This is a genomic window from Tumebacillus lacus (assembly GCF_026410385.1).
Lineage (GTDB): Bacteria > Bacillota > Bacilli > Tumebacillales > Tumebacillaceae > Tumebacillus > Tumebacillus lacus.
This window is the reverse complement of the sequence record NZ_JAPMLT010000003.1, coordinates 177030-189666: the sequence shown is the minus strand read 5'-3', so window position 1 is coordinate 189666 and position 12637 is coordinate 177030. Positions and strand designations below refer to the sequence as shown.

The 12637-nt window shown below is 57.5% G+C and carries 11 protein-coding genes; 9 read left to right on the top strand and 2 right to left on the bottom strand.

Features of this window, described 5'->3' with window-relative positions; translation table 11 throughout:
• Window positions 1–170: 170 nt before the first annotated feature.
• Complete coding sequence (gene speD, locus OS242_RS08170; RefSeq protein ID WP_267151408.1) at window positions 171–542, top strand: adenosylmethionine decarboxylase; 372 nt, start codon at window positions 171–173, stop codon at window positions 540–542.
• Window positions 543–683: 141 nt separating this feature from the next.
• Here speD and OS242_RS08165 read toward each other — a convergent pair whose 3' ends face one another.
• Window positions 684–1124 (bottom strand): acyl-CoA thioesterase, encoded by a 441-nt coding sequence (locus tag OS242_RS08165; RefSeq protein ID WP_267151187.1) that lies wholly within the window; start codon window positions 1122–1124, stop codon window positions 684–686.
• 141 nt (window positions 1125–1265) lie between these two features.
• On the opposite strand from OS242_RS08165, the gene OS242_RS08160 reads away from it, so the two are divergent.
• Both OS242_RS08160 and OS242_RS08155 read left to right on the top strand, forming a co-directional pair.
• Window positions 1266–1625, top strand: a complete 360-nt coding sequence (locus OS242_RS08160; RefSeq protein WP_267151186.1) for a cupredoxin domain-containing protein — start codon at window positions 1266–1268, stop codon at window positions 1623–1625.
• A 109-nt stretch (window positions 1626–1734) separates the two neighbouring features.
• Window positions 1735–2259, top strand: coding sequence for a hypothetical protein (locus OS242_RS08155; RefSeq protein WP_267151185.1), 525 nt, complete (start codon window positions 1735–1737; stop codon window positions 2257–2259).
• Window positions 2260–2788: 529 nt separating this feature from the next.
• Here OS242_RS08155 and OS242_RS08150 read toward each other — a convergent pair.
• On the bottom strand, window positions 2789–3538 hold the full coding sequence (locus OS242_RS08150; RefSeq protein ID WP_267151184.1) for a 3D domain-containing protein: 750 nt from the start codon (window positions 3536–3538) through the stop codon (window positions 2789–2791).
• A gap of 319 nt (window positions 3539–3857) precedes the next feature.
• Here OS242_RS08150 and OS242_RS08145 point away from each other — a divergent pair, with 319 nt between their 5' ends.
• From OS242_RS08145 to OS242_RS08120, 6 genes are all read left to right on the top strand, one after another.
• The gene (locus OS242_RS08145; protein WP_267151183.1) at window positions 3858–6200 is read left to right on the top strand and encodes a 3-hydroxyacyl-CoA dehydrogenase/enoyl-CoA hydratase family protein; all 2343 of its coding nucleotides are present in this window, start codon (window positions 3858–3860) and stop codon (window positions 6198–6200) included.
• A gap of 39 nt (window positions 6201–6239) precedes the next feature.
• Entirely contained in the window at window positions 6240–7418 is a 1179-nt protein-coding gene (locus OS242_RS08140; protein WP_267151182.1) for an acetyl-CoA C-acyltransferase, read from the top strand.
• A 26-nt stretch (window positions 7419–7444) separates the two neighbouring features.
• A complete protein-coding gene (locus tag OS242_RS08135; protein WP_267151181.1) occupies window positions 7445–9220 on the top strand; it encodes an acyl-CoA dehydrogenase family protein in 1776 nt (591 codons plus the stop codon).
• Between the two features lie 148 nt (window positions 9221–9368).
• Complete coding sequence (locus OS242_RS08130; protein WP_267151180.1) at window positions 9369–10556, top strand: hypothetical protein; 1188 nt, start codon at window positions 9369–9371, stop codon at window positions 10554–10556.
• A 96-nt stretch (window positions 10557–10652) separates the two neighbouring features.
• Window positions 10653–11963 carry a phenylacetate--CoA ligase family protein gene (locus OS242_RS08125; RefSeq protein WP_267151179.1) on the top strand — a complete coding sequence of 437 codons (1311 nt, stop codon included), beginning with the start codon at window positions 10653–10655 and terminating at the stop codon, window positions 11961–11963.
• Window positions 11964–12134: 171 nt separating this feature from the next.
• Entirely contained in the window at window positions 12135–12620 is a 486-nt protein-coding gene (locus tag OS242_RS08120; RefSeq protein ID WP_267151178.1) for a phosphatase PAP2 family protein, read from the top strand.
• Window positions 12621–12637 lie beyond the last annotated feature (17 nt).

Genomic DNA, 12637 nt, shown 5'->3' with positions numbered 1-12637 from the left:
TCCGTCTCGAAACGTGATATTCTCTTTGCTGTCGAGTCAATAACAATAGGAACCAGGAATCACTGAAAAGGGTTGGGACCTCATCGGACTAACCTTCCCCCTAGTGATTGACGCAGGTCCTAGCGAACAATGACAAAAATTGTTTGATGGGAAGGGGGCCGATGTAGATGTTGGAATACTCTACGTTCGGGAGACACTGTGCTGTAGACGCATGGGGTATCGACTTTAATTTGATTGATAAGGCAGACTTTTTGAGAGATCACATGGTCAAGGCGGCTGAAAAGTCGGGGGCTACCGTGTTGTCGGTGCAAGCACAACAGTTCGAGCCGCAGGGCGCGACTGTACTGGTTCTGCTGTCCGAGTCTCATCTTTCGATCCACACGTACCCGGAAAAAGGGTTTGCTGCAATGGATTGCTACACCTGCGGCGACACGGTGGACCCGGAAGTGGCAATCAACTACTTGCTCGAAGTCCTGAAGCCGGGCACTGTTTATCCGAAGCTGCTCAAGCGCGGCGAAGGTCAGATCGAAGTTCTCAAGTAAGTTCGTATCGTCTGTATCGCTAGACAAAATACGTCTTAGGGAATGCGTGGTGCTGTGTGCATACCGTTTCCTAGTAGGAGGTGGTCCCTTTCGCCGAGATGACGAAAGGGGCTTTTTCTTTTGTCTGAAACAGGCAGCCGATCAGCAAGTGGTGGAGCTTCCTTCGACTTTGGCGATCAGTTCGAGCAGATCGGCGGGCAACGGGGCGCTTTTTTGTGCTTTGATATCGAAGTGAACGATCGTCGAGGACGCGGTGGCGATCAACCGACCGTTTGCTCGGTTGTAGATCTCATAGTCGATATCCAGCGACGACGAACCGATGCGGGTCACACCGCAAGTCACATCGAGATCTTCATTAAAATAAGCTTGGTTTCGATATTCCACACTCTGCTTGGCGAGCACGAACGTCGTTTTGGTGCGTTGGATGCGCTCTTGATCAAAAATGCCCAGAGCAGCCAGATAATCGGTACGGGCTTGTTCCATATAAATGACGATGGAGACGTGGCTCATGTGCCCGTTGGCGTCCGTTTCTGCGAATCGTACTTTGACAGGCGAGTTGAACTGAAATATGCGTTGTGTCATGTTGGCAACCTCCGGGAAAGACTTGGAATTTGTTTTCATCATCATAGCCGTTGTGCTTTGAAGCGGTCAAGCGACGGACGATCATGTATGAATGCATGAGAGGCTGGGGAATGGCGCAAAGTAGAAGCGGAGGTGATGAATTTGAAGAAATGGGTGATTTTGGGCCTCGTGGGGTTGGTGGCCGTCGTCAGCGGGGCGGGCGTTGGCTACGTCTACGCCGAAAAGAGATCGGTGACAAACATTGTGATCACCGACACCGGCATGCAACCGAGCACCGTCACGGGGAAAGTTGATACTTCGATCAAGATCCACGTGACGAACAAAGGCAAGAAAAAACATAATCTGGTGATACCGGACTACTATATTTTCACACATAACCTGAACAGCGGCGAAAGCACCGACGTAGAATTCAAGCTGAACAAGAAGGGTTCATTTTCATATTTTTCAGACACTCCAGGCACGCCGGAGCCCGGTCTGGAAGGAAAGCTCACCGTCGAGTGAGCTTTTTGTTTGTGATGGTACTTTTTTTGCAAGGAATTTTTGCAGAGGGGATGGCATAATGGTCAGTAACTGTTACTATGTAGACGGGTAAAAAGGGAGGAGTGATGGAGTGAAAGAACATGCAGTGGTATGGCAAGGTAAAAGAGATCGATTGCGAAAGACGATTGGAGTGGCTGCGACCGTTTTGTTGGCGGTGGTGGCGACTGTCGTGTGGCAGCTGATCATGGGTGAACAAGTACGCTGGATGGCAATGGGGATTGCTGTCGGTGTTGGCATAGCGGTGATCGTTTTCAATACGATGGCGTATACGAATACGATGTTGGTGGCGATGTATTTTGCTGCTGTAGCAAAATTGGAAGAGAAGCCGGAAGAGATGGACCTGTACACCGGGGCGGTCGAAACGGTCAGCCGGGTAGAGATGCCGTATATCGGGTTGATGTATCAGATCACGTTGGTACAGGGTGCAGAGAAAGTTCGGCTGTATTGCCCGGGTCGTTTGATGACCGATGTGGAAAAAGGAAAGAGAGTGCGCGTGTTGGCGCATGAAGTGTTTGTTGCGAAAGTGAGTTTGGTTGGTGAAGGTGTTAGTGTTGGTGGTGGCGAAAGAGAGGGCGAGTCGACACGGAGTGCGTGAATACGATTATTGCCCGGGAAAATGTCGAAGGGTGGGTTGAGGCCGAGAGGCCTCTTTTTGTTTGTAGGGGGTTGAGTAGTAGGGGCGGGTGGGGACATGCTTCCGGGTTCCCGTCGTGGGCCCCTCTCCAGCATATCCCCACCCACCCAGCCAACGTCAAACACCCAACGCGGGCACAAGCAAAAAGCCCTTGCCCTTGCCCTTGAACTTCAACGTTGGATGCCAGTCAGCGATGGAAGGGTGGGGGTAATGCCGGAGAGGTGAAATTGAAAGGCCCCTCCTCACCATCAAAAACCTAATCAAAAGGAGGGGCCTTTCACGTGAACCCGCAGGCAATACCCCCGCACTTCCCACCACCCGGCCCACAGCCCTCAACCCACCGAAGCAGGAGCCTATCGCATGAACCCGCAGGCAATACCCCCGCACTTCCCACCACCCAGCCCTCAGCCCCCAACTCACCGACTTCCTTCTATAAAATACCGCCCAAAAGACGAAGGACAACCAACCCATCCCCCGCCTCCCGGCCCCTCTATGCAGTTACTTCTTCCTCCTCCAACACATACACCTTAATATCCCGCTTATACCCAAACTGAATCGCTGCATTCAAATCGCTCATATACACATCGATCCGATTCCCTTTAATCGCACCGCCCGTATCCTCCGCGACCCGAATCCCGATTCCTTCAATATAAACCTTCGTCCCCATCGGAATCACCCGCGGATCGACCGCAATCGTATGATGGTCCTTTACATACGCCCCGCTGGCCGTGATCCCGTACGCCGGATGCCCCGGACTTTTGCCGGTCGACTCCGGCCCCGCCGTATACGCCGTCAAATCAGCCGACAGGATCTTCTTAATCTTATGCCCGGAATCAATCTGTTTCTTCTCCTGATTCGGAATCGCCAACTCCTGCCCAATCTTCAGAAAAGCAGCATCCTGAATGTTGTTCATCTGCTGCAACGTCGCAATATCCGTCCCAAACTTCGCCGCGATCACATACAACGAATCGCCGGCCTGCACTTGATAGGGGAGAGTCGCCGGCACCATCGTTAACAGATTGCCCAGCAGATTCTCGCTTCCGCTGCGCGCCGGCAACGGTTGTTTCAGGATCGTCGTCTCGACCGCCGGCAACATCGGCCCGTAAAACACGCCCGTATCCGCCTCACCGACCGTAAAGAATCCGATCGTGCTCGCCGGAGCGGCCATCGCTCCCGTCGAAGTAAAAGTCAGTGCCAGGATCAAGCTGAAGAACAGAGTCATCATTTTGTTCACGTTCATATCTCTCAACCTCCGCAACTGGTAGTTTCTGTAGCTCTCTGCCACTAGACTTGCCAGTTCTGGAAGACTATAAACCTACCAATGCCCCCATTTCGAAAAAAAGAGGCAGAATGTCAGAAAAAATCGAAAGAGCAGGAGGATTTTTTTTTTGCTTGCAGAATATCATGTATTAGAAGTTTAGACTGAACAGTCAATGTTGTGTTGTCCATCGACCAACCGTTTGGTTGGAGAAGATCGGATTGACGTGACTGAGATATTGGCAAGGTCCGCACCATACACATCTTAGTAACTGTGGACGAGACGAAGGAGGGCATAGCAGATGGAACGTAAGATCCGCAAAGCAGCGGTACTCGGTGCAGGCGTCATGGGTGCCGGCATCGCGGCACATCTGGCAAACGTCGGGATTCCGAGCTTGCTGCTCGACATTGTGCCGAAAGACCCTGAACAAGATCGCAACCTCTATGCAAAACGCGGCCGTGACGGCCTGCTCAAACAAAAACCGGCTCCGTTGTACGACAACGACAACCTCGCGCTGATCGAAGTCGGCAACTTGGAAGACGACCTGCACCGCCTGGCCGAAGTGGACTGGGTGATCGAGGTCGTCGTCGAAAACCTCGCCGTTAAACAACAAGTCTTTGAAAAAGTGGAGAAAGCGGTCCGTCCGGGCACGATCATCTCCTCCAATACGTCTGGCATGTCGATCACGGCGATGGCAGAAGGTCGAAGCGAAGAGTTCCGCAAGAACTTCCTCGGCACGCACTTCTTCAACCCGCCGCGCTATATGAAACTTCTCGAGATCATCCCGGGTCCGGATACGGATGCCGAACTGCTCGCATTTATGGATGACTTTGTGGAAAAACGTCTCGGCAAAGGCGTCGTCTACGCGAAGGACACCGTCAACTTTATCGCCAACCGCATCGGCACGTACGGCCTGATGGTCACCGTGCAAGAGATGATCGAGCGCGGCCTTGGCGTCGACGATGTCGATGCGCTGACCGGTCCTGTGCTCGGCCGTCCGAAATCGGCGACCTTCCGCACGCTGGACGTCGTCGGCCTCGACACGTTTGTCCACGTCTCCAACAACGTGTACAACTCGGTCGATGATGCATCCGAAAAAGAAGTGTTCGTCATCCCGGACTTCATGCAAAAGATGGTTGAGAACGGCATGCTCGGTGCCAAGACCAAAGCCGGGTTCTTCAAAAAAGTAGGCAAGGACATCCTCGCCCTCGACTACAACACGCTGGAATACCGCCCGCGTCAAAAGCTCAAGTCGGCTTCCCTCGAAGCGGCGAAGATGCAAAAGACGTTGAAAGAGAAAGTCCGCGCTCTGGTCTACGGCCAAGACGCTGCCGGCGAATTTATCTGGAGCGTTCTCAAGCGCACGCTGATCTACTCCGCGAGCAAAGTCGGCGAGATCGCAGACGACATCGTCAACATCGACAAGGCGATGAAGTGGGGCTTCAACTGGCAAGTCGGTCCGTTCGAGCTGTGGGACATGATCGGTGTCGCCAAATCGGTGGTGCGCATGGAAGCAGAAGGCGATACCGTTCCGGCATTCGTGAAAAACCTGCTCGCATCCGGCAAGACCTCCTTCTATGAAGAAGAGATCGGCAACAAATCCTTCTACACGCTCAGCGGTGAGTTCAAAGGCATCGAAGAGAAGAAGGAGAACATCTCCTTGGCGGCGCTCAAAGAGCAAGGCAAGCTGATCAAGAAAAACACCGGCGCGTCTTTGATCGACCTTGGCGACGGCGTGGCAGCTCTCGAGTTCCACTCCCTCAACATGGCGATCGGTCAGGACATCGTGCAAATGATGAACTACGCGGCACAAGAAGTCTCGAAAAACTTCCGCGGTCTCGTCATCGGCAACCAAGCGCCGAACTTCTGCGTCGGTGCCAACCTGATGATGATCCTGATGGAAGCGCAAGACGACAACTGGGAAGACCTCGACCTCATCGTCCGCCAGTTCCAAAACGCGACGATGGCGCTCAAATATCTCGACAAACCGGTCGTGGCAGCACCGTTCGGCTTGACGCTCGGCGGCGGCGCCGAAGTCGTGTTCCCGGCTGACAAAGTGGTCGGCGCGGCGGAAACCTACCTCGGTCTCGTCGAAGTCGGCGTCGGTCTGCTCCCGGGCGGCGGCGGCAACAAAGAACTGCTGCTGCGCAACATCGAAAACATCCCGGCCGGCGGCGACCTGCAAGCGGGCGTCACCCGCACCTTCGAGACCATCGCGATGGCGAAGGTCGGCACCTCGTTCCGCGACGCGCAAAAGCTCGGCTACCTGCGCCGCTCCGACTCGATGACCGTAAACCAAGACTTCCTGCTTCACGACGCGAAGCAAGCGGTCTTGTCGATGGCCGACAACTACGTCGCGCCGATCCAAAAGAAGATCAAAGTCGTCGGCGAAACGGGCTTTGCTCTGCTGAAGTTTGGCGCTTTGACCCTCAAAGAAAGCGGCTACGCATCCGACCACGATGTGAAGATCGCGGAGAAGATCGCATCGGTCATCACCGGCGGTCGCGTCACCGCAGGCACCGAAGTCACCGAGCAGTATCTGCTCGACCTTGAGCGTGAAGCATTCCTCTCGCTGTGCGGCGAGCCGCTCTCGCAACAACGCATGCAATACATGCTGACCAAAGGCAAACCGCTCCGCAACTAGGAGCAGACAAACCAGGAAACTTCCGAGGAGGGGAACAGAATGCGTGAAGCAGTGATCGTATCGGCTGTCCGTACAGCTGTAGGTCGTTCGCATAAAGGTTCGTTGCGAAACGTGCGTCCGGATGATCTCGGCGCGCTCGTCGTTCGCGAAGCACTCAACCGCGTGCCGGAGCTTGATCCGGCCGAGGTTGAAGACATCATCATGGGCAACGCCATCCCGGAAGCGGAGCAAGGCCTCAACATGGCGCGCATCATCGCGATGCGCGCCGGCCTCCCGAGCTCCGTCGCCGGCGTGACCGTCAACCGTTTTTGCGCATCGGGTCTACAAACCATCGCCGATGCAGCCTACCGCATCATGGGCGGCTCTGCTGACACCATCATCGCAGGCGGTGCGGAGAGCATGTCGCTCGTACCGATGACCGGTAACAAAGTCTCGCTCAACCCGTGGCTCGTCGACAACCTGCCGGAGATCTACATGGGCATGGGTCACACCGCAGAGCGCGTCGCATCCCGCTTTGGCATCACCCGCGAGATGCAAGACGAATTTGCCGTCCGCTCCCACGAAAAAGCGGCCGCAGCGATTGCGGAAGGCAAATTTAAAGACGAGATCGTCCCGGTCCCGGTCCGTCACGTGACCGTCGATGACAACGGCAAGCAAGTCGTGCAAGAGTACATCTTCGACACCGACGAAGGCGTACGTCCGGGCACCAACATGGAAGCGCTCGGCAAGCTGCGCACCGCGTTCCACGTCAAAGGCACCGTCACCGCAGGCAACTCCTCGCAGACGTCCGACGGCGCGGCAGCCGTCGTCGTCATGTCCCGCGAGAAGGCGGACGCGCTCGGCATCAAGCCGCTCGCTCGCTTTGTCTCCTTTGCAGTCGGCGGCGTCGACGCAGACATCATGGGCGTCGGCCCGGTCGTCGCTGTGCCGAAAGCGCTGCAACAGGCTGGCCTGACCCTCGACGACATCGACCTGATCGAGATCAACGAAGCGTTCGCTTCGCAAGCGGCGTACGTCGTCCGCGAGCTCGGCATGGACCCGGAGAAAGTCAACGTCAATGGCGGCGCGATCGCGCTCGGCCATCCGCTCGGCTGCTCCGGTGCGAAACTCACCGTTCAAATCATCAACGAACTGCGTCGCCGCAATGGCAAATACGGCCTCGTCACGATGTGTGTCGGCGGCGGTATGGGCGCGGCAGGCGTCTTCGAACTTCTGTAAAACCCAAATTTGAGGAGGTTATTCAAATGAGCGAATTGAAAGCGAAAAAACGCGGCGGCTCCTTCCTGGTCGAGTCCGCATCCCCGGCTGACATCTTCACCCCGGAGGACCTGAACGACGAGCAAAAGATGATTTTCAAAACCACGGCTGACTTCATCGCCGGCGAAGTGGTGCCGCGTCGTGAAGAGATCGAAAAACTCGACTTTGACCTCACCTTGAAACTGCTCCGTCAAGCGGGCGACCTCGGCCTGCTGGCAGCAGACGTGCCGGAAGAATACGAAGGCCTTGGCCTCGACAAGATCTCTTCCACCGTCATCACCGAAGCGTTCGCAAAAGGCGGCTCCTTTGCCCTGTCGCACGGCGCGCACGTCGGCATCGGCACCCTGCCGATCGTCCTCTTCGGCAACGATGACCAAAAGAAAAAGTACCTGCCGGATCTCGCATCGGGCGCGAAGATCGCAGCGTACTGCCTGACCGAGCCGGGCTCGGGCTCTGACGCACTGGGCGCGAAGACCACCGCAGTCCTGAACGCAGAAGGCACCCACTACGTGCTGAACGGCACCAAGCAGTTCATCACCAACGCAGGCTTTGCGGACGTATTCGTCGTCTACGCAAAAGTGGATGGCGACAAGTTCTCCGCGTTCATCGTCGAGAAAGAATTCAACGGTGTCTCCACCGGTCCGGAAGAGAAGAAGATGGGCATCAAAGGCTCCTCGACCCGTCCGCTGATCCTCGAAGACGTGGCCGTGCCGGTCGAAAACCTGCTCTACGAAGTGGGCAAAGGCCACCACATCGCCTTCAACATCCTGAACATCGGCCGTTACAAGCTGGCAGCAGGCTGCGTCGGTTCCTCCAAAGCAGCGATCGAACTGTCTTCCCAGTACGCGCTTGACCGCAAGCAATTCAACACCCCGATTGCCAAATTCCCGCTGATCCAAAAGAAACTGGCGGAAATGAACATCTCCACCTACGTGCTGGAGTCCCTGATCTACCGCCTCGGCGGCCAGATCGACGAAGCGCTGGACGGCGTCGACCTGCTCGACGGCAAAGCGGTCACCGCAGCGATTGCTGAATACGCAATCGAGTGCTCCATCTCCAAAGTCTTCGGTTCCGAAGCGTTCGACTTCGTCGTCGACGAAGGCGTGCAGATCCACGGCGGCTACGGCTTCATCCAAGAGTATCCGATTGAGCAGTTCTACCGTGACTCCCGCATCAACCGCATCTTCGAAGGCACCAACGAGATCAACCGTCTCCTGATCCCGGGCACCCTCGTCAAGAAAGCGATGAAAGGCGAACTGCCGCTGCTGCAAGCTGCACAAGCGCTGCAAGGCGAGCTGATGATGCTGATGCCGTCCATCATCGACGAGTCCGAAGCTCTGGCTGTCGAGACCGACCTGATCGCAAAAGCGAAGAAGATCTTCCTGTTCGCAGGCGGCTACGCAGTTCAGAAGTACCAAATGCAACTCGACAAGCAACAAGAGATCCTCTCCAACCTCGCAGACATCATCATCGAGATCTATGCGGCTGAATCCGCGCTGCTGCGCGCGAAGAAGCAACTGGAGAAAGACGGCGAAGAAAAGGCAAAGCTGAAAGTGGCGATGACCCAAGTATTCGTCAACGATGCGTTCGCACGCATCGAGATCACCGCTCGCGAAACCCTCGCGGCGATGGAAGAAGGCGACATGCTGAAAACCCAGCTGTCGATCCTCAAGAAACTCACCCGCTACACCCCGCAAAACACCACCGCGATCAAGCGCGAACTGGCGGCTCAAGTCCTCGACGCAGCAGGCTACGTTTGCTAACAGAACGCTCACAAAAAGAGAACCGCTTCCATCTGGGAGCGGTTCTTTTATTTGACAACAGCTTTCTACAAAATAACACAGGAATTTCACCTCCCGTGTCGAAATGAAAACAGGACCAAAGAATCGGACAGACCGGAGGTGCAGAAGCATGTTCACGATAGGTATCATCGCGCTCGGAGCGATTGCGCTGATGTCGATGATCATGATGATGGGTACCGTATTGGCCAAGAGCCCGTACGGCAAATATTGGGCCTTCCTCGGCGGCGCATCGGTGTTTCTGGCAGGTGTGCTCGTCGTGTTGCAAGCATTTGCACCCTCGCTGGAGGCGAACGCCTCCACGGCGCCCGAGGCGCACAAAGAGGGAGCAGTCGCCGTCAACGAGACACCGGTGGACGAACAGCCGCCGAGTCCTGCCGACACCGAGAGCACCCCGGAGGCGCTCCCCTCGGGCGGCGGGACAGGGGAGGACACCGAACTCGCGTTTCTCGGCGAAGTGATGGAACTGCTCAAAGCAGGTCAACCGCTCCCGGCCGAATTCCTCGCGCTGCTGCCGGACGGCGGTCAAGGCATTCTGGCCGCCCAGTCCAAATCGGGCACTGCCACGTCGCAGATCTCCAAACCGTTGCAATCGCAGCTCGTCTCGCTCGACCGCAACAACGGCTCGGCCCGCTATGCAGGCAACACCTACGTCCCGAACAAGCCGAGCACCTCGACTCCGAGCATCTCGGCAGGCAAGGTCGGCACCACGCCGAGCGGATCGACGACGACGCCGTCGACCACCGCCCCGACTGCCAAACCGCAGCCGACACCAGCTCCGTCGACAGGCACGACCCCGACGCCGCCGCCGGTGAACGAACCGCCGCGCACCACACCGCCGCCACCGCCGCCGGTGACCACACCTCCCGCTGAGGAACAAGAGCCGCCGGTCGTCACCCCGCCGCCGACTTCTGTCGCGGCCCTGCTTGATGGCGGGCTGCTCAAGTCGCTGCTCGGCACGACCCAGTCCGACATGGAGAGCTACTTCCAATACAACCAGTACCTCGGCAAAAACGGCAGCGTCCATCGCTACCTCCTCGGCGACAAGATCGTCGAAGTCACCCTCTCGGGTGACAAGGTCAGCAAAGTCGTGATGCGCTTCCAATCCTTCTCGCCGCAAGGCCAGAGCCAAGCGTACTATGAAGACATGATGCGCGGCAACGTGGGCATGACCGCAGCGGTCCCCACCTCGCGCAGCGGACAAGACATCTACTGGAACGGCCTCTACCCGGGAGCTTCCAGCATCATGTTCCACATTGACACGGCCGCCAACTACGGTTATGTCCAAGCAACCCTCTGATACTCAGAGGGTTTTTTTTCTCCCCAAAAGGAGGAACTAGAAAGAAAAGTTCGTATAGTTCATATATTCCGTTATCAACACCAAGGGGGGCGCAGGATGATCTACAACCAACGCATGGAGACGATGACCCGCGACAAACTGCAAGAGATGCAACTGGAACGACTCCGAGCCACCGTGCAACGAGTCTACGATAGAGTCGCCTTTTACCGCCAAGCATTGGACGCAGCGGGCGTGAGCCCGTCTGACATCCATACCCTCGACGACCTGCGGCGACTGCCGTTCACCAAAAAAAGCGACCTGCGCGATCACTATCCGTTCGGTCTCTTCGCTTGCGACCGCGACGAGATCGCCCGCATCCACGGTTCCTCCGGAACCAAGGGCAAGCCGACCATCGTCGGCTACACCAAGCAAGACCTCGAACACTGGGCGGAGATCTGCGCCCGCGCCATCTGTGCCGCAGGCGGCCGCCCCGGCGACCTCTTTCACAACGCGTACGGCTACGGCCTCTTCACCGGCGGCCTCGGCATGCACGCCGGCGCCGAAGCGATGGGGGCCACCGTCGTGCCCGTCTCCGGCGGTCAAACGGCCCGCCAGATCACCTTGATCCAAGATTTCGAGCCGCGAGGCATCGCAGCCACACCTTCCTACGCCCTCAACATCGCCGAAGAGATGGAGAAAAAGGGCCTCGACCCCGCCTCCAGCTCCCTCGAATACGGAATCTTCGGTGCCGAACCTTGGACCGAAGAGATGCGCAGAACCCTGGAAGCCAAATGGAACCTCACCGCCATCGACATCTACGGACTCAGCGAAGTCATGGGGCCTGGGGTCGCCTGCGAGTGCCACGAGGCCCAAGACGGCCTGCACATCGCCGAAGACCACTTCCTCGCCGAGATCATCGATCCCGACACGGGCGAAGCCCTGCCCTGCGGCAGCGAAGGCGAGCTCGTCTTCACCTCCCTGACCAAAGAAGCCTTCCCGATCCTGCGTTACCGCACCGGTGACATCGCCTCCCTCAACCCGACGCCTTGCGTTTGCGGCCGCACCACCATGCGCATGTCGCGCATCAAGGGTCGGATCGACGACATGCTGATCATCCGCGGCGTCAACGTCTTCCCGAGCGAACTGGAAGCCATCCTCCTCACCTTCGAAGAGCTGGCCCCGCACTACCAAGTCGTCCTCACCCGCGAAGGCGCGCTCGACCACGTCGAACTAAACGTCGAGGTCACTTCCGCGCACGCCCCGCACCACGGGACCCACCCGGCCGACCTGATCGGCCGCCTGAGCCACCGTCTCAAAGAAGAACTGGGCGTCTCCATCGCCCTCACCGTCCACCCCCCAAACACCATCCCTCGTTCCGAGGGCAAAGCCGCCCGCATCCTCGACCGCCGCACCACCACCCCCGCCTAAGCCGCCGACGAAAGGGCAGGGGAGGACACGGCAAGCGCTGGTCAAACAGCAAAGCAAACAAAACAGGCGGGAAGCCCTCAACATCTTCCCGCCTTTTCCCTCTGCCCTTCTGTCACCCCACCCCCAACCTAACCCTTCCGACCCCCACCCCCAATATGCTATCATAACCCCATGGACAAACTACTTCTCAACCAAATCCGCCGCCCCATCGGCCGCCACCATAACCTTGACCGATTCATCCTCCACATCGCCAAACGCGGTCCGCTCTGGTTCTTCCTCATCCTCGGCCTGCTTGCCCTCCAAGGAGCCTACCTCCCGGTCCTCGCCGCGATCCTGGCCGCCACCGCCACCCGAGCCCTCAATGAGCTCCTCGGCCGCCTGTACTTCCGCCAACGCCCTTTCATCCAAGAGGGCTTTGAGCCGTTGCTGCCCCACGCCCCCACATCCTCCTTCCCGAGCAACCACGCCGCCTGCGGATTTGCCCTTGCCGTCGCCGTCTGGCTGCTCCTCCCGCCCGTCGGCATCCCGATGCTCCTGCTCGCCGCCCTTCTCGCGCTCTCCCGCGTCTATGTCGGCGTCCACTACCCGGCCGATATCCTTCTTGGCTCTCTCATCGGAACTGCCGTCGCGCACCTCACCGTCTTCCTCCTCCAATAAATAAAAAAAAGCCAACC

Excerpts from the sequence above, each read along its gene's own strand:
- OS242_RS08165 (WP_267151187.1), bottom strand. The coding sequence starts at position 1,124 with ATGACACAACGCATATTTCAGTTCAACTCGCCTGTCAAAGTACGATTC.
- OS242_RS08150 (WP_267151184.1), bottom strand. The coding sequence starts at position 3,538 with ATGAACGTGAACAAAATGATGACTCTGTTCTTCAGCTTGATCCTGGCA.
- OS242_RS08145 (WP_267151183.1), top strand. The coding sequence starts at position 3,858 with ATGGAACGTAAGATCCGCAAAGCAGCGGTACTCGGTGCAGGCGTCATG.
- OS242_RS08140 (WP_267151182.1), top strand. The coding sequence starts at position 6,240 with ATGCGTGAAGCAGTGATCGTATCGGCTGTCCGTACAGCTGTAGGTCGT.
- OS242_RS08135 (WP_267151181.1), top strand. The coding sequence starts at position 7,445 with ATGAGCGAATTGAAAGCGAAAAAACGCGGCGGCTCCTTCCTGGTCGAG.
- OS242_RS08130 (WP_267151180.1), top strand. The coding sequence starts at position 9,369 with ATGTTCACGATAGGTATCATCGCGCTCGGAGCGATTGCGCTGATGTCG.
- OS242_RS08125 (WP_267151179.1), top strand. The coding sequence starts at position 10,653 with ATGATCTACAACCAACGCATGGAGACGATGACCCGCGACAAACTGCAA.
- OS242_RS08120 (WP_267151178.1), top strand. The coding sequence starts at position 12,135 with ATGGACAAACTACTTCTCAACCAAATCCGCCGCCCCATCGGCCGCCAC.